Source organism: Campylobacter sp. W0066.1 (genome assembly GCF_024723635.1).
GTDB lineage: Bacteria > Campylobacterota > Campylobacteria > Campylobacterales > Campylobacteraceae > Campylobacter_D > Campylobacter_D lari_C.
This window is the reverse complement of sequence record NZ_JANQCW010000008.1, coordinates 42,027-63,765: the sequence shown is the minus strand read 5'-3', so window position 1 is coordinate 63,765 and position 21,739 is coordinate 42,027. Positions and strand designations below refer to the sequence as shown.

The following is a 21,739-nucleotide window of genomic DNA, read 5'->3' as shown; positions in this document are numbered from 1 at the left end:
AAGTAGATTTTCTACTTTCTTCTTTTTTAAGGATTTTGATGAGACTAGGCGTTTTTGATAGTGGTGTAGGTGGGCTTAGTGTTTTAAAATCTTTACTTCAAGCAAAACTTTTTAAAGAATATATCTACTATGGGGATACTGCAAGAGTGCCTTATGGGGTTAAAGATAAAGAAACTATCATTAAATTTTCTCTAGAAGCTTTAGAGTTTTTCAAAGAAAAAAAAGTAGATATGCTTATCATCGCGTGCAATACAGTTAGTGCGCATGCTTTAGAAATTCTAAAAGCAAATGCACCATTTCCGGTTCTTGGAGTTATAGAAGCAGGAGTTTTAGCAGTTAAAAACTCTTTAGAAGATAAAAACTCTAATATATTAGTCATTGCAACTCAAGCTACCGTGGATTCTCACGCTTATAAGCAAGCTTTAATTAAAGAAGGCTTTTTAAAAGTAGAAGAAAAAGCAACGGGGCTTTTTGTACCTATGGTTGAAGAAGGGATTTTTCAAGGAGATTTTTTAAAAGCCGCTTTTGAGTATTATTTTAATAAGCTCAAATTTCATCCTAATGCTCTAATCTTAGCATGCACACATTTTCCTTTAATCGCCCATTCTTTATCAGAATATTTTGGTAAAAATACAAAACTTATTCATTCAGGTGAAGCTATAGCTTTGCAATTACAGCAAGAATTTAACTTAACATCAATCCAAGAAGAAGTTAATATCGAATTTTATGCTTCAAGTGATGTAGAAAAACTAAAAAAAATTGCAAATTTATGGCTTTAAATTAATAGCTATTTACTAAAGTATTTTTTATATTAATAATTTATTTTTATTTAAACATAGTTGCATTATAATCTTTATCATTTCTAATGAAAGGACTAACATGAAAAAAATGTTAATGTGTGCAGCTATGGCACTAAGTTTAGGAGCAGGAATTTTGGAAGCAAAACCAAAAGTTGCAATTTTAGCTACAGGCGGAACTATCGCTGGTTCGATTGATAGTTCAGTAGCTACTACAGGTTATACAGCTGGTGTTTTGGGGGTTGATACTTTGATTAAAGCAGTGCCTCAAATTCAAGATTTAGCAGTAATTAGCGGAGATCAAATTGCTAATATTGATAGTAAAGATATGACAAATGAAATTTGGCTAAAACTTGCTAAAGAAGTTAATAGGCTTTTAAAATCTGATGTAGATGGAGTTGTAATTACCCATGGGACTGATACTATGGAAGAAACTGCATATTTCCTAAATTTAACTGTAAAAAGCGACAAACCTGTTGTTTTGGTTGGTGCAATGCGCCCATCAACTGCAATTAGTGCAGATGGTCCTAAAAATCTTTACAACGCTGTAGCATTAGCAGCAAATCCACAAGCAAAAAATAAAGGCGTAATGGTAGCTATGAATGATAGAATTCAAAGTGCTAGGGGCGTTATGAAAACCCATAGTTTAAATGTAAATGCATTTAGCTCACCAGATATGGGTGATATGGGTTATATAGTAGATGGAAAAGCATTTTTCTATAATACTAATACAAAATTACACACCAAAAAATCTCCATTTGATGTTAGTAAGCTAAAAGAATTGCCAAAAGTAGATATTCTTTATAGTTATGCAAATGATGGTAGTGGTGTTGCAGCAAAAGCTTTGTTTGAAAATGGAACTAAAGGTATAGTTGTAGCTGGAACAGGTGCTGGTAGCATTCATGATTATCAAAAAGATGTGTTAAAAGAGTTGCTTAAAAAGGGCCTTAATGTAGCGGTAAGCTCACGCGTAGTAGCTGGTAGAGTTGCAGTAAGCGATGCTGATGCAAAACTTGGTTTCATTGATACAGGCGATATGAGTCCTCAAAAAGCTAGAGTATTATTAATGCTTGCTCTAACTAAAACAAGCGATCCTAAGAAAATTCAAGAATATTTCTTAAAATACTAAAATCTTAAACACCCAAATGCTACAATAACATTTGGGGGAGTTTTTCAATCAAAATCTTACCTAATTAATCACAAGGATATTAAATGAAACAATATGAAAGTTATAAATGCCAAAAATGTGGCAATGAAGTAGAAGTGCAAAATGTAGGTGGTGGAAAGCTTAGCTGTTGTGGTCAAGAAATGGAGTGTATTACTAAAGATCTAACAGCTGTAAATTTAATGAAAGCTTTCGCAGGCGAGTCTATGGCAAGAAATAAATATGATTTATTTGCAGATATTGCTCAAGAAGAAGGTTGGCATGCTATTGCAAAACATTTTAGAGAAGCTGCAGAAAATGAAAAATGGCACGCAAGAGCTGAATTTAAAGCTTATCATGAATTAGTAGATGGTAAAGCTTTAGAAGAAACTGCTAAAAATTTAATTTGTGCAGCAGAAGGCGAAAACTATGAGCATACCACTATGTATCCAAATTTTGCAAAAATTGCAGAAGATGAGGGTAAAAGAAATATAGCAAGATTATTTACAGCTATTGGTAAAGTAGAAATTGAACATGAAAGAGAATATCTAGCACTTAAAAAAATGCTTGAAGAAGAAGATTTCTTTAATTCAGAAGTAGAAGAATTATGGGTTTGTGAAGTTTGTGGGCATATACACCGTGGTAAAAAAGCACCAAATGCCTGTCCTTTATGTAAAGCTCCAAAAGAATACTTCAAACGCGAATTTTTAGGATAATTTTAAAAACCTTGATAAAAATGATAAAATATTTTATTTTATCAAGGTCTAATATGCAAATTCTAACTCATCCTTTTGAACCTTTTTTTGATGAAAACTCAAAAGTTTTGATACTAGGTTCTTTTCCATCTATTAAATCAAGAGAAGAAAATTTTTATTATCAACATAGCAAAAATCGTTTTTGGCGTATTTTTGAAATATTATTTGAGTGTGAGTTAAAAACAGTGCAAGAGCAAAAGGCTTTTTTAAAAGCAAATCATATAGCGCTTTGGGATGTTATAGCAAGTTGTAAGATAAAAAATTCAGATGATAAAACTATTTCTTATGCTAAAGCAAACGATATAAATATTATTTTAGATAAGGCAAATATAGAAAAAATTTGTGTGTTAGGTAAAGTTGCAAGTAAATATTTTAGCAAATTTTATCCTGAGCAAGAATTTTTTGAACTTCCTTCAAGCTCTCCTGCTAATATGAATTATTCTTTAGAAAATTTAGTAGAAAAATATAGCATTATAAAGGAAAAACAATGTCTTTAGTTGGAGTAGATGAGGCTGGGCGCGGGGCTTTGGCTGGAGATATGCACATAGGAGCTTGTAAGCTTTTAAAAAATATTGATGGTTTAGCTGATTCTAAAAAATTAAGTGCAAAAAAAAGAGAAGAACTATATGAGCAAATTCTTTCTAGTTCAAATTTTTTAATCCTTGCTTTTTCACCTTTGCAAATTGATACTTTAGGGCTTAGTCAGTGTTTGCAACTAGCTTTAAAAATCATCAAAAAACATTTTAACCAAGATGAGATTTTATATGATGGAAATTTAAATTACGGAGTTTTGGGTATAAAAACCATGATTAAAGCTGATATGAAAGTACAAGAAGTTTCAGCAGCTAGCATATTAGCCAAGGTAAGTCGCGATCAAAAAATGTGTTATTTTTCTAAAATATATAATAATTATGATTTTGATAAACACAAAGGTTATGGTACAAAAGCTCATATAGAAAAGATTAAAGTATTTGGTTATTCTCCATTGCACCGCAAAAGCTTTATGTTAAAGTGTTTTGAGAAAAGCTTATTTGATTAAATTGTGTGATTTTTACACTTTTGTATTTTACTTTCTTTTAAAAATAATAGAATGTTTTAATATTTGAAATATTATTATTAAGATAAAAAAATATAGTCAAAAAATATTTTTTTAATAATTATTTATTAAAAATAATAATATTAGTCAAAATTGCTATATGTTTTAAGAAAAATTAATTTTTTTCTATTATAGTAATATAAAAATATTTCAAGGGGTATTATGTCTTTACTTTTAAGTGAGCTAAAGATTGGAAATTTTTATGTAAAAAATCGCATTGTAATGCCCCCTATGGATATGTATGAAACGCAAGTTTTAGATGGCAAGATTAATCAATTTCACTTGATACATTATGGAGCTAGAGCTTTGGGTGGTGTTGGGCTTATCATAGTTCAAGCTTGTGCGATCAATGAAAATGCAAAAATAGCTGATAATGATATAGGTCTTTGGGGGGATTTTCAAATTCAAGGACACAAAGAACTTGTTGAGCTTTGCCATCATTTTGGAGCTAAAATTGCCATTCAGTTAAACCACAGTGGCCGTAAAAACTCATGTAAAGAGGCTATATTAAAAGCTCCAAGTAATATAGCTTTTAGTGAAAAATTTTCCAAACTTCATGTTTTAAGCAAAGATGAAATTTTACAAATAGAGCAAGAATTTATTCAAAGTGCTAAAAGAGCTAAAGAAGCAGGTTATGACGCAGTAGAGCTTCATAGTGCTCATGGGTATTTGCTTAGTTCGTTTTTATCGCCTTTATCAAATCAAAGAGATGATGAATATGGTGGTAGTTTTGAAAATAGAATTCGTTTTTTGTGTGATATCATTAAGCGTATAAAAAATGAAGTTGATATTACTTTGTTTGTAAGAATTTCAGCTACAGAGTGGCAAGGAGGTGGTTGGAATTTAGAAGATAGCAAAAAACTTGCCTTGATTTTAGAAAAATTAGGCATTGATATGCTAGATGTTTCAGCAGGAGGAAATATCAATAAACCTTCTTTAGTGCCAAACATAGCACCACTTTATCAAGCTCCTTATGCTAAGGCCTTAAAAGAAGTTGTTAAAATTCCTATATCTTGTGTAGGGCTTATAAATAGTGCTAGCGAAGGTGAGGCTTTGCTTTTGGGTGAGGTGTGTGATTTGGTTTGTTATGGTAGAAAATTACTAAGAAATCCAAATTTTGCAAATGAAGCCGCAGTTGCTTTAAATGAAAGAGAAAAAATTATGCCAAATTATGCTAGAGCGTATTTGTAAAATAATACAAAAAGTTTTTAGGTAAAAGCTTTTTTTATTATTTTTTACAAGGAGAAAATGTGGACAATCTTAAGTGGAATTCTTTTGATACGCGTTGGATGCTTTCTCTTTTTGGGACTGCAGTTGGTGCGGGGATTTTATTTTTACCTATTAAGGCAGGTGTTGGTGGCTTTTGGCCGGTTGTTGTAATGGCTTTGATTATTTTTCCAATGGTATATTTAAGCCATAGAGCTTTAAGTCGTTTTGTGTGCCAAGCAAATGGTAATGATAAAGACATTACTCATGCGGCTGAAGAGTATTTTGGTAGAAAAGTAAGTATTTTTATTTCTGTGCTTTATTTCTTTGCAATTTTTCCAATTTGTTTAGCATATTGTGTAGGTATAACTAATACTTTTGAGAGTTTTATTTATAATCAATTCTTGCCACTTTTAGATCCAAATGGTTCTTTTGCAAATGCAATTAGTGCTATGTATCAAACAAGTGTTAATGAGCAAGGAAAAACTATAGCTAATTTGCTTCCTTTTTATAGAGCAGTTTTTGCTTTTGTTTTGGTAAGTATTTTTATGCTTATTATGCTTTTTAGTGAAGAATTAATCACTAAAGTATGTGAATGGCTTGTGTATCCTTTATGTGCTATTTTATTTTTATTTTCTTTATATCTTATCCCACAATGGTCATTTGAAAGTTTTAGTGCTATTCCTGGAACAAAAGAATTTATTACTATAGTATGGCTAACTTTACCAGTTTTAGTATTTTCTTTTAATCACTCACCAGCAATTTCTACTTTTTCTTTAAGTGTAAAAAGACAATATCCTGAAAATTCAGTACAAAAAGCAAATCAAGTATTGTTTAGAACTTCTGTAATGCTACTTGCCTTTGTTATGTTTTTTGTGGTATCTTGCGTGCTTTCTTTAACTCCTGCAGAACTTGCTGAAGCTAGAGCGCAAAACATACCTGTACTTTCTTATTTTGCTAACAAACTTGATAATCCATTTATTTCTTATGGTGGTCCATTAATCGCATTTTTGGCAATTTCTAGTTCATTCTTTGGACATTATTTTGGTGCTAGAGAAGGTGCTTATGGTATAGTTAGAAAATGCTGCAAATTAGCAGGTAATGAAAATCCTGATTTGAAAAAAATCGCAGTTTATTCAACTTTAGTAATGTATATTATTATGTTGATTACCGCTTATGTAAACCCAAGTATTTTAGGCTTTATTGAAAGCTTAGGTGGTCCAATTATTGCTGCGATTTTATTCTTGATGCCTATGATTGCAATTTATACTGTTTCTAAAATGAAAAAATTCCAAAACAAAGCTTTAGATGCATTTGTGTTTATCACAGGTATTTTGACAATCATCACTGTAATTTATACTTTTTAAGGTGCTAGTGAATGAGTAGTAATTTAAGTATATTTAAAGTTGGTGTTGGTCCTTCTTCTTCTCATACTTTAGGACCAATGTTAGCAGGGAATATGTTTTGTGAAAAAATCAAAGATAAAATCACACAAATTACAAAAATTCAAATCAAACTTTATGGCTCTTTATCACTTACCGGTAAAGGCCATTTAAGTGATAAAGCTATTATATGGGGTTTGAGTGGATTAAAGGCAAAAGAGCTTAACGCTGCTTTGCAAGATCGCGTGTTTAATAAAATTTTGCAAGATAAAATTTTGGTTTTAAATGCTCAAAAAGAATTAAGTTTTGATTATGATAAAGATTTGATTTTTGAAAAAGACTTTTTGCCTTTGCATGAAAATGGGTTAAAAGTAAGTGCTTATGATGAAAATGGAGAAATCATTGCTGAAGAAATTTATTATTCAGTAGGCGGTGGTTTTGTTATGAGTGAAGCTGAGCTTCAAAAACACAAAGATGGAGCTTGTGAGCAAAAACATACTAAATTAGAACTTGATATTAACAATGCAAGCGATGCTTTAAAAATTTGTGAAGAAAAATCATGGGATCTAGCAAAACTTTCTTATGAATATGAGCTTCAATTTCACACCAAAGAAGAAATTAGAGCTTATTGTTTAGAAATTTGGGAAGTAATGCAAGAGGTTTATTATAATGGTATTCATCCAAGTTCAGATTTCCTTCCAGGAAATTTACATTTAAAACGCCGTGCGAAAGGACTTAATGAACGTTTGGCTATGACAAGTGATCCTTTAGGAATTATTGATTTTATTTCTTTATATGCTATTGCTATTGCAGAGGAAAATGCAAGCGGAGCTAGAGTAGTAACTGCACCAACTAATGGAGCATGTGCTGTTGTACCTGCTGTAATGCTCTATCTTAAAAATCACACGGTTGGTTTTAATGATGAAAAGGCTATTAATTTTTTACTAACTGCTATGTTAATAGGTTCTTTTTATAAGAAAAACGCAAGTATAAGTGGTGCTGAAGCTGGTTGTCAAGCTGAAATTGGTAGTGCAAGTTCTATGGCAGCAGGAGCTATGGCTACTGTGATGGGTTTTGATGCAAAGATAGCTTGCAATGCTGCTGAAATTGCGATGGAGCATCATTTGGGGCTAACTTGTGATCCAGTAAGTGGTTTAGTGCAAATTCCTTGTATAGAAAGAAATGCCTTTGGAGCGATCAAAGCGATTTCGGCTGCTAGAATGGCAATGAGTAGAAAATCAACTCCAAAAGTAAGTCTTGATGAGGTCATAAAAACTATGTATGAAACCGGCAAGGATATGAACTCAAAATACAAAGAAACTTCTTTAGGTGGCTTAGCTACTAATCTTACAAGTGTATGTTAAAACCTTAAGTTTTAGAACTTAAGGTTTTTCCTTAAAGCTTTTAAAAGCGCATAAATGCTAAATTTTTAAAAATTTTAAGGAAAACATAAATGATAGAAATCAAAAAACCAGCAGAAATAGAAAAATTACGCAAAGCAAATGAACTTGTAGCTAGAACGCTTGATTATCTAGAAAGTATCATAGTTCCAGGTATGAGTTTAAAAGAAATTGACATTAAAGCGGAAGAATTTATACTTGATCATGGTGCAAAACCATCTTTTAAAGGTTTGTATGGTTTTCCAGGTAGTATTTGTATCTCGCTTAATCAAGCTTGTATTCATGGTGTAGGCGATGAGCGTATTTTAAAAGAAGGCGATATTTTAGGGCTTGATGTGGGTACTTGTATAGATGGATATTATGGAGATGCAGCAAGGACTATACCTATAGGTAAAATTTCAGCTACTGATGAAGCTTTGATTGCTTGTGCTAAAGATGCTTTGTATTATGCTATAGATATTATCAAAGAGGGTATGCGTTTTAAAGAGCTTTCTTGTGAGCTTGGTGAGTTTATTACTAAAAGAGGTTTTGTGCCTTTGAAAGGTTATTGTGGTCATGGTATAGGTAAAAAACCACACGGTGAGCCTGAAATTCCAAATTATTTAGAACCAGGGGCTAGTGCAAAAAGTGGCCCTAAAATCAAAAATGGTATGGTATTTTGCATAGAACCTATGGTGTGTCAAAAAGATGGCACGCCGGTACATTTAAAAGGCAATTGGGAAGCAGGGAGCAAAGATGGTTTAAATGCGGCTCACTATGAGCATTGTGTTGCTATTATAAATGGCAAGGCAGATATTTTATCTAAGTAAGAAAGTTTAATCTTTCTTACTCGAATGTTTTTAGTTTTTCTGAAAGTTTAGAAGCATTTTCTAAAACATCTTGTGAAATTTGCGTTAAATCAAGGGAGTAATTTTTAACACAATTTGCAAGTTCGGTTACTTTTTCTATATTTTGTTCTAGCTCATTCATTTTAGCTTTTGATTCATCGCTTTTTTCTTCCATGATTTTCGTAGAATGAATACTTGTTTTTAATTTTTCTATAGAAGTTCCAACTTCACCTTGTAAGATATTAGCTTTGTTAGAAGTGTCATTCATGGATTGATGAATTCCATCCATTAAGCTTTTATTATCATTGATTTGTTGTACTATAGTTCTTACGGTGGTTTCTATAGCGACTAAAGACTTTGTGGTTTTATCAGCTAGATTTCTAACTTCATCAGCAACCACAGCAAAGCCACGTCCATGCTCGCCTGCACGCGCAGCTTCAATGGCTGCATTTAGTGCAAGTAAGTTGGTTTGATCGGCTATATCTTTTATGGTTGTAGTAACTTCTACTATGCTATCAGCACTTTGCACTAGCATATCCATAGCACTTAAAACACTTTGTTCTTTTTCGCCACTTAGTAATATAAGTTCTACTAATTCTTTAAGTGTTGTTTCAACCTCTCCCATCACTTCTTGCATATCATGCATATCGTTTATAGTGTTTTTAGCTAGGTTTTGAGTTAAGTCTATATGGCTTTCTAAGATAGAGCTTATTTCATAGACATTAGAAATTTGCTCATGCTGTAAAAGTGAGCTTTGCTGTAAAACTTCAGCATTTTGAGAGAGTTTTTGTGAGCTTTTATGGCTTGAATTTGCAGTTTGTATAGCTTCTAAAACTGAATTTTGTACTATTTGTATAAAAGAGTTTATATGGCCAGCACTTGTAGCTAATTCACTTTTTTTGTCAATATCTAATCTTGCACTTAAATTTGCATGCTCACCAGCTAAGTTTGCACTTAGTTTTTCAAGTAAAGATATAGGTATGATTACTTTTTTTAGTGTTAAAAGTATGAAAAAAATCAACACAGCTAAGGTAAATAAGAAAATTCCTATAGCGGTGTAAAGATTATATTTGTTATTAAGGTTGATTTCTTGTGCAATTAAATTTTTATGAGTAATGATTTCTTTTTGTAATTCTTGATCAAGAAAACTTTGAGAATTATCTTTTAAAATTTTAATCTGACTGAGTATCATTTTACAATGTGTGCTAAAAAGCTCAAATAATTCTTGTGGCAATTGAGAGTCTTTCGCATTCAAATTTGCGACAAGATTTTGTAGTCTATTTTGTGCTAAAGGTTCTAATATATCCATAGTTCCTATAATACTTAATATATCTCCTATATAATCTATTTGTTTAGCTTCTTGGATAGTGAGTGCTAGTTGATTTGTTTGTTTGATGATTTCTTGTTGAATTTCATAAAGATAAAGTTTTGAATTTATAGCAATAGAATTAGCTGATTTAAAATGCTGTAATTGAGCATTTTTTTTCTCAAAAATGGTTTGTATTTTTTTGGTGTCTATTTTATTAGCTTTTAAAATTGCTAAAGTATTTTCAAAATCTTGTACCAAAGCAACACTAGTATCGTAATTTTGCAAATTGAGTTTATTTTTAAAAATCTCATCTATTTTGGTATCTAAAATTTCTAATTTTTGAAAAGAACCCATGATGAGTGAATTTCTTTTTGTAGTGTTGTATGTATTAAAAATAAACAAAGTCAAAGTTAAAAGCAATACCAAAACCACTATAGATAAAGTAATAAATTGTTTTAAAAAAGAAAAAGATTTTTTATTTGAGTGGGTCATGGTATTCTCCTGTTAAAGAATTTAAAAAAGCAACTATATCATCAACTACATCTTGTTCTAAAAATTTACCAAGTTGGTAATACGCCATAAATTGCACACAAGCATCAAGGGTTGGCATAGAGCCATCGTGAAAATAAGGAGCAGTTTTAGCTATATTTCTAAGGCTTGGTACTTTTACTACAAATTGATCATGAGGATCTTGAGTAATCTCATAGCGTCCTTTCCAGTTTGTTCCATTATCATAAGGCACAAATACCCCCATTTTTTGATACATATTACCACCTATATTTTGTCCTTGATGACACGCTATACAACCATTTGATAAAAAAGCATTATAACCTCTTTTTGCTTGTTCGCTTATAGCGTTTTTATCGCCCTTTAGGTAGCGATCAAAAGGCGAATTTGGAGTGAGTAAGGTTTTTTGAAATTCTGCTAAAGCATGTGCTATATTATCAAAGGTTATTTCTCCATAAAGTTTTTTAAATTCTTTTTCATAAACTGCGTTAGCTTTTACTATTTGTATCACTTCATTTGCGTCTTTTAATCCCATTTCTTTAGGGTTTAACAAAGGATGTTTGGCTTGATCTTGCAAATCTTTTGCATTGCCTCTCCAAAATTGTGCTAGATTAAAAACAGCATTAAAATTTGTAGGGGTATGGAATGGTTCATCTACTATACCATTAATACCTGTTGAAAAGGTTTTATTATCAACTCCAAAATTTGTAATATCATGACAGCTATTGCAAGATACTTTTTTATCTTTTGATAAACTTGTATCCATATAGAGTTTTTTCCCTAAAATAGCTTTTTCTTTATCATAAGGTATGCTTTCTGGTATAGGTGTGATCATTTCAAGCGCTAAAAGCGGTAGTAAAGAAAATATTAAAACAATAAAAATTTTCATAATCATTTTCCTTTATTTTTATAAATTTTTAATTAATAATTTTTCTTAATTATAACATTAAAATCTTAATCTCTTATAAGTAAATACAGCAGCTATCAATGTTATTAATGAAAGAAATAGAATATAAATAAAAATTCCATATACAAAAGGATTTTCAGGTTTTACAGCCAAAGAGTGCAATGCAAATACAAGTTGAGGTGTAAAACCACCTGCTATAGCATAGGCTATATTATAAGAAAAAGAAATCCCACTAAAACGAATACTTGGTTTAAAAATTTTACACATTAAAATAGGTGCTAAAGCATTAATACCACCAAAAAAACATGCTATGAAATAAAAATATATACTCAAATGTAAAATTTGTGCATAGAAAAAATAAAAATAAAAAAAGCAAGAAAGGCTAAAACCTATTGCAAATACCAAACTAGTCATTAAAAAACCAAATTTATCTACCCAAATTCCAGCAAGCAAGGTTCCGCAAGATAAAATCACTATTGCAATCATTTGTATTAAAATAGCGTCTGTTTTATCAAGAACTAAAACTTCAGGTATAAAATTTGGCATAAGTAAAATAAGTATAATCACACAAGCTGTAAGCATCCATGTTAAAAGCATAGAAGCGATGATATCTAAAAAAATATTTTTTTCTTTAAAAAGAGCTTTTAAAGGAAATTTTTCTAAGTTATTTTCTTGGTGCATTTTTTGAAAAACAGGTGTTTCTTCTAGAAATTTTCTAAGGTATATAGAAATAATACCAAAAATTCCACCTATGGCAAACGGAATACGCCAAGCATAATCATAAATTGATTCTTGATCAAAGCAATGATTAATTATTAGCGCAACAACACATCCTAAAAGAATACCAAAAGCCATGGAAGCATTAATGGCACTGATATAAAAACTATCTTTTCCATCGGGCGCGTGTTCTTTTACAAATACCCAAGCACCAGGTAATTCTCCGCCTATGGCTATGCCCTGAGCTATTCTAACAAGTAGTAAAAAAATAGGAGCTAAATAACCTATGCTTTCAAAAGTAGGTATGAAAGCTAAAGAAAAAGTTGGAACAACCATCAGCAAAATACTAAACATAAACATTTTTTTGCGACCAAATTTATCACCAAAATGCGCCATAACTATACCACCAAGTGGTCTAGCTAAATATCCTGCCGCAAAAGCCCCATAAGTATTTAAAAGTTTCCAAAAATCACTTAAATCACTTGGAAAAAAATTTCTTGAAATATAATTAGCAAAAAAGACAAAAATCACAAAGTCATAAAATTCTAAGGCCCCACCTAAAGAAGATAAGGAAAGTGTTTTATAATCACTTCTTTTTAAACTTTTTGGCATCTAAATACTTTCTTTTTTGTAGTAATTTTATAATTATAGTAAAAAAATATCATAGTTTGTTAAAAAATATTAAAAAATTAAAAAGAAAAATTGTGTTAAAATAATAGTTTTGTATTTTAATAGAAAGGAGAATGCATTGGCAAAAGATGATATTATCGAAATCGATGGTAATGTAATCGAAGCTTTACCTAATGCAACTTTTAAAGTTGAATTAGATAATAAACATGTAATACTTTGTCATATTGCAGGTAAAATGCGTATGCATTATATTAGAATTATGCCTGGCGATAGAGTTAAAGTAGAGTTAACGCCTTATAGTCTTGATAAGGGTCGTATTACATTTAGATACAAATAAGTCTAAGTTGTTTAAAAGCAAAAGTAAAGTATAATTAGCACTTTTGCAGAAATTGCAATAAAACTGTATGAAGAAGTATTTTCAAAATCACCACTTATTTTGAAAATAGTTGGTTGCTCTAAAAACCTGGTGCAGTTGTAAAAAAAGTGGAATTTACAATAACAGGAGTAAAGCATGAAAGTTAGACCATCTGTTAAAAAGATGTGTGACAAATGCAAAGTAGTTCGTCGTAAAGGCGTAGTTCGCATTATTTGCGAAAATCCAAAACACAAACAAAGACAAGGATAATTTATGGCTCGTATTGCAGGTGTGGATTTACCAAAGAAAAAAAGAATTGAATATGGCTTGACTTATATTTATGGTATAGGTTTGCATACTTCAAGAAAAATCTTAGATAAAACAGGAATTTCTTATGATAAAAGAGTTCATGAGTTAAGTGAAGATGAAGCAGCAGCTATCCGTAAAGAAATTCAAGAAAACTACATGGTTGAGGGTGATCTTAGAAAACAAGTTGCTATGGATATCAAAGCATTGATGGATCTAGGAAGCTTTAGAGGCTTAAGACATAGAAAAGGCTTACCAGTTCGTGGTCAAAAAACAAAAACAAATGCCAGAACTAGAAAAGGTAAGAGAAAAACCGTTGGTGCAAAATCATAAGGATAGAAAATGGCAAAAAGAAAAGTAGTTAAGAAAAAAGTAGTTAAAAAAAATATAGCTAAAGGTATAGTTTATATCAGTGCAACATTTAATAATACTATGGTTACTGTAACTGATGAAATGGGAAATGCTATCGCTTGGAGTAGTGCAGGTGGTTTAGGATTTAAAGGTTCTAAAAAATCAACTCCTTATGCAGCACAACAAGCAGTAGAAGATGCTTTAAATAAAGCAAAAGAACATGGTATTAAAGAAGTAGGTATTAAAGTACAAGGACCAGGAAGTGGTCGTGAGACAGCGGTTAAGAGTGTAGGTGCTATGGAAGGTATTAAAGTAACTTTCTTAAAAGATATTACCCCATTAGCTCATAATGGTTGTAGACCACCAAAACGTCGTCGTGTCTAAGAATAAGATATAAGATTTAGGAGAATTATAATGGCAAGATATAGAGGACCAGTAGAGAAATTAGAAAGACGACTTGGCGTAAGCTTGGCAATGAAAGGCGAAAGAAGATTAGCAGGTAAAAGTGCTTTAGATAAACGCCCTTACGCACCAGGTCAGCATGGACAAAGAAAAGCTAAAATCAGCGAATACGGACTTCAATTAAGAGAAAAACAAAAAGCTAAATTTATGTACGGGGTTAGCGAAAAACAATTTAGAAGATTGTTTAGTGAAGCTGCTAGAAAAGATGGCAACACCGGTGCACTTTTAATTCAGCTTTTAGAACAAAGACTTGATAATGTTGTTTATAGAATGGGTTTTGCTACAACACGCCGTTTTGCTAGACAACTTGTAACCCATGGACATATTTTAGTAAATGGTAAAAGAGTGGATATTCCTAGTTATAGAGTAGAAGCAGGTCAAAAAATTGAAGTGATTGAAAAAAGTAAAAACAATCCTCAAATTTCAAGAGCGATCGAACTTACTGCTCAAACTGGTATAGTTGCTTGGGTTGATGTAGAAAAAGATAAAAGATTTGGAATTTTTACAAGAAAACCTGAAAGAGAAGAAGTTATCATTCCAGTTGAGGAAAGATATATCGTTGAGTTGTACTCTAAATAATAAAGGTTTTTGATATGAGACATATTACAACTTCTGCTTATACACCAACAGAGTTTAGTATTGAAAATATCAGTGATACAGTAGCAAAAGTAAGCGCATGGCCTTTTGAAATCGGCTATGCTATTACTTTGGCGCATCCTTTGCGTCGTTTGCTTTATTCAAGCACAGTAGGTTTTGCTCCAACAGGAGTTAAAATCAAAGGCGTAGCACATGAATTTGATAGTATGCGTGGTATGCTTGAAGATGTAGCATTGTTTATTATCAATCTAAAAAAATTAAGATTTAAACTAAAAACAGATTCTGAAAAAGAAATCGTAACTTTTAGTTTTAAAGGACCAAAAGAAATTTGCGGAAAAGACTTAGACAATGAAGTTGTTGAAGTTGTGAATGCAGATAGCTATCTTGCAACGATTAATGAAGATGCGGATTTAGAATTTACTTTAATCATTGAAAAAGGTATAGGTTATGTGCCTTCTGAAGAAATTCAAAATTTCTTAGATCCTGAATTTATAGCACTTGATGCATTCTTTACTCCGGTAAAACATGCGGTTTACGATATAGAAAAAGTGCTTTTTGAAGATAATCCAGATTATGAAAAAGTTGTTTTTACAATCACAACCGATGGTCAAATTTCACCAAGTGATGCTTTTAAAAATGCTTTAGAAGCAATGTATAAACAATTATCAGTGTTTGATAAAATCACTAATGCGCAAAGCGTTGTAAGAAGTCAAACACCAAATAATGAAGTAGAACATGTAAAATTACTTCAAAATATAACTGAGTTAAATTTAAGCGCAAGAAGTTTTAACTGCTTAGAAAAAGCAAATGTGGTTTATATCGGTGAGCTTGCTTTAATGAGTGTTAGCGAACTTGCAGATTTAAAAAATCTAGGTAAAAAATCTTTAGATGAGATTAAAAGCGTAATGGAATCTATAGGTTTCCCTATAGGAAATTCAAAACTCAGTGATAGTGCAAAAGAAACGCTAAAGAAAAAAATTACAGAATTAAAAGCACAAAATGAAGGATAATCAATGAGACATAGACATGGATATAGAAAGTTAGGTCGCACTTCTACTCATCGTGCAGCCTTATTAAAAAACCTTACCATTGCTATTATTAAAGCAGGTAAAATAGAAACAACATTACCTAAAGCAAAAGAATTAAGAGGTTATGTTGAAAGATTGATCACTCGTGCAAGAAAAGGCGATTTCAATGCTCACAGAGCAGTTTTTGCTAGCTTGCAAGATAAGGAAGCTACACATAAACTTGTAACAGAAATCGCACCTAAATTTGCAGATAGAAACGGTGGCTATACAAGAATTATCAAAACAAGAATTCGCCGTGGCGATGCTGCAGAAATGGCTTTCATCGAATTCGTAGCTTAATTTTTAGCCTTTTTAAAGGCTAAAAACTTCTTATTTTTATTCATTTACTTACTATTTTTTGTATTTTTATCCATTTTTTGCTACTATTAATCTTTTTAACTACAAAAAAGGAAAAAAATGCAAGAAAATTCAAGATTACGCATAGCTATACAAAAATCAGGTCGTTTAAGCAAAGATTCTATCGCCTTGCTTGAGTCTATAGGTGTAAAACTTCGCATACACGATCAAAGCTTGATTGCTTTTTCTACAAATTTACCTATTGATCTACTTAGAGTAAGAGATGATGATATACCAGGATTAATTTTTGATGGAGTGGTAGATCTTGGTATAGTTGGAGAAAATGTTTTAGAAGAAAATGAGTTAGAAAGAAAATCAAAAAACGAAAATGCAGATTTTATAATGCTTAAAAAGCTTGATTTTGGTGGGTGTCGTTTGTCTTTAGCATTGCCAGAAAATAGCGAGTATAAAGGTATAGAAAGTTTTAAAAATTTACGCATAGCAACTTCTTATCCACAGCTTTTAAAGCGTTTTATGGAAGAAAATAACATCCCTTATAAAACTTGTATGCTAACAGGCTCAGTTGAAGTAGCACCAAGTGCAAATTTAGCTGATGGAATTTGTGATTTAGTTTCAAGTGGTGCTACTTTAAAAGCAAATGGACTTAAAGAAGTTATGGTGATTTATAAGTCAAAAGCTTGTATTATCCAAAGAAAAGAAAGTTTAGCTTTACATAAACAAGAATTAATCGATAAGTTACTCATTAGGATTAATGGGGTTATGCAAGCAAGAGAGTCAAAATACATCATGTTGCATGCTCCTATTGAAAAGCTAGAAAAAATCACAGCTTTATTACCAGGTGTTGAAAAACCTACGATTTTGCCTTTAGAAAATGATAAAGCTAGAGTGGCATTACATATGGTAAGTCAAGAAAATTTATTTTGGGAAACTATGGAAGCTTTGAAAAAAGAAGGTGCAAGTGCGATTTTAGTTTTACCTATTGAAAAAATGCTCTCTTAAAGGATAAAAATGCAAATACTTGATTTTGAAAAATTAAACCAAAGCGAACAAGAATTAGCACTCAAGCGTCCTGCTATGAGTGCTAATGCACAGGTTAAAACCATAGTAGAACAAATCATTGAAGATGTTAAAACAAATGGCGATGAAGCTTTAAAACAAATGGCTGTAAAATTTGATAAAGTAGAGTTAAATTCCATCAAACTAAGCGATGAAGAGCTTAGTAATTTAGCAGAGCAAATTGATGATGAGTTAAAACAAGCTATTAAAATAGCTTATGAAAATATCTATAAATTCCACAAAGCTCAAGAAAGCCAAACTATAGAAGTTCAAACCTTTGAAGGAGTAACTTGCAAGGTGCTAACAAGAGCCATTGAAAAAGTAGGACTTTATATACCAGGAGGCTTAGCACCACTTTTTTCAACCGCACTCATGCTAGCTATCCCAGCTAAAATTGCAAAATGTAAATTTATAGCCTTAGCTTCCCCAGCGCCACTACACCCTGCCATTGCTTTTGTAGCAAAACTTTGCGAAGTTGATGCAGTGTATCAAATAGGTGGAGCAGGAGCCATAGCAGCGCTTGCTTATGGAACGCAAAGTGTGCAAAAAGTAGATAAAATTTTTGGCCCAGGAAATGCCTTTGTAACTGAAGCCAAAAAGCAAGTTAATAATCATGGAGTAGCTATTGATATGCAAGCAGGACCTTCAGAGGTATTAGTTTTAGCAGATGAGTTTGCTAATGCTAAATTTATAGCTTCGGATTTACTCTCACAAGCTGAGCATGGAGCAGATTCTCAAGCGATTTTAGTTTGCACAAGTGAAAAATTAGCTAAAGAAGTAGATAGTGAAGTTGCTTTACAGCTTGAAAAACTCTCGCGTAAAGAAATTGCTTCAAAATCTTTAGCACACTCTAAAATCATTCTTGCAAAAGATATAAAACATGCTATAAGCATTTCAAATGACTATGCACCCGAGCATTTGATCATTCATACACAAAATCCATCTAGCTTGCTTGATGATATTATGCATGCAGGTTCGGTATTTTTAGGTGAGTATTCTCCAGAATCTATGGGAGATTATGCAAGTGGGACAAATCACGTATTACCAACTTATGGTTTTACTAAGTCTTATTCTTCTTTAGGGCTTGCTGATTTTATGAAAAGAATGACTGTACAAGAACTTAGCAAAGAAGGCTTTAAAAAACTTGGGCCTGTGGTGGAAATTTTAGCAGCAGCTGAAGGGCTTGATGGGCATAAAAATGCCGTGAGTTTAAGATTAGAAAGTCTAAAATGAGTGCAAAAATTTTATTTATTGATAGAGATGGCACCCTCATTGATGAGCCAAAAGATGATTTTCAAATTGACTCTTTAGAAAAACTTGAGTTTGAAAAAGGTGCCATCAATGCACTTTTAAAGTTAAAAAATTTTGGTTTTAAATTTGTTATGGTGAGTAATCAAGACGGCCTAGGCACAAATTCTTTTCCTAAGGAAAATTTTGACAAGGCTCATGAAAAAATGCTAAGTGTTTTTCAAAGTTGTGGCATAGAATTTGAAGATATTTTTATATGCCCACATTTTGAGCATGAAAATTGTGCTTGCAGGAAGCCAAAAACTGCCATGCTTGAAAACTATATCAAAAATAAACTTTATGATAAAAATAAAAGTTTTGTCATAGGCGATAGAGATAGCGATATGCTTTTGGCGCAAAATCTTGAAATTCAAGGTTTAAAATATGATAAAAACGATTTTAACTGGGAGCAAATCGCTGGTTTTATCTTGCAAAATTACCGCAGTGCTTGTATAGAGCGTAATACCAAAGAAACCCAAATTCAAGTTAAAATAGCTTTTAATGAAAAAGCAAAAGCTAATATCAAAACAAATATCGCATTTTTTGATCATATGTTAGAGCAAATTGCTACGCATACAAATATATCTTTGGAGATAAAATGCAAAGGAGATTTAGAAGTTGATGAACATCACAGCGTAGAAGATGTTGCACTTGCTTTGGGCGAGGCTATTAAAAATGCACTAGATCGAAAAATAGGCATTGCAAGATATGGCTTTGTTTTACCTATGGATGAGTGCTTGGCAAGTTGTGCGATTGACTTTTGCAATAGACCGCATTTAGTTTATAAGGCTAAATTTAAAAAAGAAAAACTTGGAGAATTAAGCACAGAAATGATAGAGCATTTTTTCTACTCACTAAGCTATGCTATGGGTGCGAGTTTGCATTTAAAAGTTAAAGGCAAAAACGATCATCACAAAGCTGAAGGACTTTTTAAAGCCTTTGCAAGAGCTTTAAAAATGGCTATAAAAATAGAAAATGAAAACCTAGCAAGCTCTAAAGGAGTGATATGAAAAATGAACTTAGTTTTGAAAAATTTATAAATAGTTTGCAAGCTACAAATAGACATTTAGATTTTTATGTAGATTGGGAAAAATGCTTAAGAAATAAAAATAAAATTAGCATCTATCTTAATCATTTAAATTTTCTACTAGGAAAAAGCAAAAATGAATTAAGGCAATCTATAGAAGAACTTTTTGAAGAATATCCAAAAGCTTTTAATGTTTTAAATGTATTAATTGCGGTTAGAGATAAAGATAAAAAGGACATTGTTATAAATCAATTTTCAAATTTTGTATCTTTGGAAGGGTATTTTAAAAATTCAGATAGTGTTTATAATTTTATTTGCGAAACAGGCTTGTTAGAAATTTTTTCTACTCATGAGATTAAAAATTTAAATGATTATGTATTCGGAATAGAAGTGGGGCTTGATACTAATGCGAGAAAAAATCGTAGTGGTAAAATAATGGAAATGCAATTAAAAGAAATTTTTACTCCACATTGTTTAAAATTTGAAGAGCAGGTAAATATTAAAAAATTTCCTGAACTTCATAAAGCTTTTGGTGAAGATATAAAAAAATTTGATTTTGTAATTTTTTCTTCTAAAAAAACTTATTTTATAGAATGTAATTTTTATGCAGGTGCGGGAAGTAAACTAAATGAAGTTGCCAGAGCTTATCAAGAACTAGCTCCTAAATTTGATCGGTTTTCTCAATATGAATTTATATGGATAACAGATGGTCAAGGTTGGTTAAAAGCTAAAAATAAACTTGAAGAAGCTTATAAAAAAGTAGAAATTTATAATCTTTCTAATATTAATGATTTTATCTTAAAGGTAAAAAATGTCTAAGTCTATTTTTACAAGTAAAGATAAACTTTTTCAGCTTTATCAAAATGATTGTAATAAATTATTACCTCAATTTGAAAATCAAATTGATCTAATCTTTGCAGATCCTCCTTATTTTTTATCTAATGATGGTTTGAGTATCCAAAGTGGTAAAATAGTAAGTGTAAATAAGGGGCAATGGGATAAAGGTGATGATATTGAAAAAATAGATGAGTTTAACTTAAAATGGCTTTCAAATGCAAAAATAGCACTTAAAGATACTGGAAGTATTTTAATAAGCGGAACTTATCATAATATTTTCTCTCTTGGCAGAATTTTACAAAAACTTGATTTTAAAATTTTAAATATTATTACTTGGCAAAAAACTAACCCACCGCCTAATTTTTCCTGTAGATACTTAACTCATTCTACAGAACAAATTATATGGGCTAGAAAAAGTCCTAAACATAAACATATATTTAATTATGAGTTGATGAAAAAATTAAATGAAAATAAGCAAATGCGAGATGTGTGGCAATTTAGCGCTATAGCTCCGTGGGAAAAAAATAATGGCAAACACCCCACCCAAAAGCCATTACCTTTACTTGTTAGATTAATTTTAATGGCAAGTAATGAAAATTCGTTAATTTGCGATCCATTTAGTGGAAGTTCGACTACAGGGATTGCAGCTAATTTATTAAATAGAAAATTTATAGGTTTTGAAAAAGAAGATGAATTTATTAAAATTTCTGTAAATCGTAAAATAGAGTTAGAGAAAAATTTTCAAATGATTAAAAACAAGATTAACGACTTGAAAGTTTTAACAAAAGCAAATTTATTTCAAGAGAGAATGATATGAAACTAGCTATTATAGATACAGGTTGTGCGAATTTAGCTTCTCTTGCTTTTGCGCTCGAGCGTTTAGGACAAAAAAGTATTATCACACATGATTTAAAAGAACTCTCGCAAGCAGATAAGCTTTTACTTCCTGGGGTTGGCACCGCAGCTAAAGCAATGGCTAATCTAAAAGCACTTAATTTAGAAAATTTTATCCAAACTACCACAAAACCACTTTTAGGTATTTGTCTTGGTATGCAAATTTTGGGTAAATTTTCAGAAGAATTACACCAAAAAACACTCGGCATTATGCCTTTTGAGACACAAAAATTCCAAGAAAAAGCAAATTTTACTTTCCCGCATATGGGGTGGAATCAAGTCTTTAGCTCACATGGGCTTTTTAAAGGTTTAGATGGAGCTTATTTTTATTTTGTACATAGTTATTGTGTGAGTTTAAATGAATACACCATCGCAGAGTGTGAGTATTCTACTAAATTTAGTGCAAGTTTAAACAAAGACAATTTTTATGGTGTGCAGTTTCACCCTGAAAGAAGTGGCGAAGCGGGTGAAGTATTATTAAAAAATTTCATAAATATGTAGGTAA

At 31.4% G+C, this 21,739-nt stretch carries 25 protein-coding genes; 22 read left to right on the top strand and 3 right to left on the bottom strand.

The annotated features are described in order from the left end of the window. Positions 1 to 38 precede the first annotated feature (38 nt). From murI to map, 9 genes are all read left to right on the top strand, one after another. Complete coding sequence (gene murI / locus CAMP18497_RS04515) at positions 39 to 779, top strand: glutamate racemase (RefSeq protein WP_337212735.1); 741 nt, start codon at positions 39 to 41, stop codon at positions 777 to 779. A 115-nt stretch (positions 780 to 894) separates the two neighbouring features. Beyond that, positions 895 to 1,926, top strand: coding sequence for a type II asparaginase (locus CAMP18497_RS04510; RefSeq protein ID WP_263726778.1), 1,032 nt, complete (start codon positions 895 to 897; stop codon positions 1,924 to 1,926). Positions 1,927 to 2,009: 83 nt separating this feature from the next. Beyond that, positions 2,010 to 2,657: a ferritin family protein gene (locus tag CAMP18497_RS04505; protein WP_012660833.1), complete on the top strand. Its 648-nt coding sequence runs from the start codon at positions 2,010 to 2,012 to the stop codon at positions 2,655 to 2,657. A gap of 53 nt (positions 2,658 to 2,710) precedes the next feature. After that, on the top strand, positions 2,711 to 3,193 hold the full coding sequence (locus CAMP18497_RS04500) for a DNA-deoxyinosine glycosylase (RefSeq protein ID WP_337212733.1): 483 nt from the start codon (positions 2,711 to 2,713) through the stop codon (positions 3,191 to 3,193). Then, positions 3,184 to 3,735, top strand: coding sequence for a ribonuclease HII (locus tag CAMP18497_RS04495; RefSeq protein WP_337212731.1), 552 nt, complete (start codon positions 3,184 to 3,186; stop codon positions 3,733 to 3,735). Before CAMP18497_RS04500 ends, CAMP18497_RS04495 begins: the two co-directional genes overlap by 10 nt. Before the next feature lie 219 nt (positions 3,736 to 3,954). After that, positions 3,955 to 4,983 (top strand): oxidoreductase, encoded by a 1,029-nt coding sequence (locus CAMP18497_RS04490; RefSeq protein ID WP_337212729.1) that lies wholly within the window; start codon positions 3,955 to 3,957, stop codon positions 4,981 to 4,983. Between the two features lie 98 nt (positions 4,984 to 5,081). Next, the gene (locus tag CAMP18497_RS04485) at positions 5,082 to 6,365 is read left to right on the top strand and encodes an aromatic amino acid transport family protein (RefSeq protein WP_442867773.1); all 1,284 of its coding nucleotides are present in this window, start codon (positions 5,082 to 5,084) and stop codon (positions 6,363 to 6,365) included. Between the two features lie 11 nt (positions 6,366 to 6,376). Further along, entirely contained in the window at positions 6,377 to 7,744 is a 1,368-nt protein-coding gene (locus CAMP18497_RS04480) for an L-serine ammonia-lyase (protein ID WP_337212724.1), read from the top strand. A gap of 89 nt (positions 7,745 to 7,833) precedes the next feature. Further along, complete coding sequence (map, locus tag CAMP18497_RS04475) at positions 7,834 to 8,589, top strand: type I methionyl aminopeptidase (protein ID WP_337212722.1); 756 nt, start codon at positions 7,834 to 7,836, stop codon at positions 8,587 to 8,589. 16 nt (positions 8,590 to 8,605) lie between these two features. Here the strand turns inward: map and CAMP18497_RS04470 are convergent, their stop codons facing one another. From CAMP18497_RS04470 to CAMP18497_RS04460, 3 genes are read right to left on the bottom strand one after another with little or no spacing between them, the layout of a single operon-like run. Beyond that, a complete protein-coding gene (locus CAMP18497_RS04470; RefSeq protein ID WP_337212720.1) occupies positions 8,606 to 10,408 on the bottom strand; it encodes a methyl-accepting chemotaxis protein in 1,803 nt (600 codons plus the stop codon). Continuing rightward, positions 10,392 to 11,315 carry a cytochrome-c peroxidase gene (locus CAMP18497_RS04465; RefSeq protein WP_263676995.1) on the bottom strand — a complete coding sequence of 308 codons (924 nt, stop codon included), beginning with the start codon at positions 11,313 to 11,315 and terminating at the stop codon, positions 10,392 to 10,394. Before CAMP18497_RS04465 ends, CAMP18497_RS04470 begins: the two co-directional genes overlap by 17 nt. A gap of 54 nt (positions 11,316 to 11,369) precedes the next feature. After that, entirely contained in the window at positions 11,370 to 12,659 is a 1,290-nt protein-coding gene (locus CAMP18497_RS04460; RefSeq protein WP_337212718.1) for an MFS transporter, read from the bottom strand. Between the two features lie 136 nt (positions 12,660 to 12,795). Here CAMP18497_RS04460 and infA point away from each other — a divergent pair, with 136 nt between their 5' ends. From infA to hisH, 13 genes are all read left to right on the top strand, one after another. Continuing rightward, positions 12,796 to 13,014, top strand: a complete 219-nt coding sequence (gene infA, locus CAMP18497_RS04455) for a translation initiation factor IF-1 (RefSeq protein ID WP_012660842.1) — start codon at positions 12,796 to 12,798, stop codon at positions 13,012 to 13,014. Positions 13,015 to 13,188: 174 nt separating this feature from the next. Then, positions 13,189 to 13,302 carry a 50S ribosomal protein L36 gene (rpmJ, locus tag CAMP18497_RS04450; RefSeq protein WP_002781429.1) on the top strand — a complete coding sequence of 38 codons (114 nt, stop codon included), beginning with the start codon at positions 13,189 to 13,191 and terminating at the stop codon, positions 13,300 to 13,302. 3 nt (positions 13,303 to 13,305) lie between these two features. After that, on the top strand, positions 13,306 to 13,671 hold the full coding sequence (gene rpsM, locus CAMP18497_RS04445) for a 30S ribosomal protein S13 (protein ID WP_012660843.1): 366 nt from the start codon (positions 13,306 to 13,308) through the stop codon (positions 13,669 to 13,671). Positions 13,672 to 13,680: 9 nt separating this feature from the next. Continuing rightward, entirely contained in the window at positions 13,681 to 14,073 is a 393-nt protein-coding gene (rpsK, locus tag CAMP18497_RS04440) for a 30S ribosomal protein S11 (RefSeq protein WP_012660844.1), read from the top strand. A gap of 30 nt (positions 14,074 to 14,103) precedes the next feature. After that, a complete protein-coding gene (gene rpsD, locus CAMP18497_RS04435) occupies positions 14,104 to 14,730 on the top strand; it encodes a 30S ribosomal protein S4 (protein WP_039617184.1) in 627 nt (208 codons plus the stop codon). A 14-nt stretch (positions 14,731 to 14,744) separates the two neighbouring features. Beyond that, positions 14,745 to 15,758 (top strand): DNA-directed RNA polymerase subunit alpha, encoded by a 1,014-nt coding sequence (locus tag CAMP18497_RS04430; RefSeq protein WP_039627711.1) that lies wholly within the window; start codon positions 14,745 to 14,747, stop codon positions 15,756 to 15,758. A 3-nt stretch (positions 15,759 to 15,761) separates the two neighbouring features. Further along, positions 15,762 to 16,115: a 50S ribosomal protein L17 gene (rplQ, locus tag CAMP18497_RS04425; protein ID WP_337212716.1), complete on the top strand. Its 354-nt coding sequence runs from the start codon at positions 15,762 to 15,764 to the stop codon at positions 16,113 to 16,115. Between the two features lie 117 nt (positions 16,116 to 16,232). Continuing rightward, a complete protein-coding gene (hisG, locus tag CAMP18497_RS04420; RefSeq protein ID WP_214097810.1) occupies positions 16,233 to 17,132 on the top strand; it encodes an ATP phosphoribosyltransferase in 900 nt (299 codons plus the stop codon). Positions 17,133 to 17,141: 9 nt separating this feature from the next. Continuing rightward, positions 17,142 to 18,422 (top strand): histidinol dehydrogenase, encoded by a 1,281-nt coding sequence (gene hisD, locus CAMP18497_RS04415; RefSeq protein WP_114639928.1) that lies wholly within the window; start codon positions 17,142 to 17,144, stop codon positions 18,420 to 18,422. Continuing rightward, entirely contained in the window at positions 18,419 to 19,486 is a 1,068-nt protein-coding gene (gene hisB / locus CAMP18497_RS04410) for a bifunctional histidinol-phosphatase/imidazoleglycerol-phosphate dehydratase HisB (RefSeq protein ID WP_337212712.1), read from the top strand. Before hisD ends, hisB begins: the two co-directional genes overlap by 4 nt. After that, positions 19,483 to 20,322: a type II restriction endonuclease gene (locus CAMP18497_RS04405; protein ID WP_337212710.1), complete on the top strand. Its 840-nt coding sequence runs from the start codon at positions 19,483 to 19,485 to the stop codon at positions 20,320 to 20,322. Before hisB ends, CAMP18497_RS04405 begins: the two co-directional genes overlap by 4 nt. Beyond that, on the top strand, positions 20,315 to 21,157 hold the full coding sequence (locus tag CAMP18497_RS04400; RefSeq protein WP_214097806.1) for a DNA-methyltransferase: 843 nt from the start codon (positions 20,315 to 20,317) through the stop codon (positions 21,155 to 21,157). Before CAMP18497_RS04405 ends, CAMP18497_RS04400 begins: the two co-directional genes overlap by 8 nt. Beyond that, positions 21,154 to 21,735, top strand: coding sequence for an imidazole glycerol phosphate synthase subunit HisH (gene hisH / locus CAMP18497_RS04395; RefSeq protein WP_337212707.1), 582 nt, complete (start codon positions 21,154 to 21,156; stop codon positions 21,733 to 21,735). The genes CAMP18497_RS04400 and hisH overlap by 4 nt, the downstream gene beginning before the upstream one ends. Positions 21,736 to 21,739: the final 4 nt, after the last annotated feature.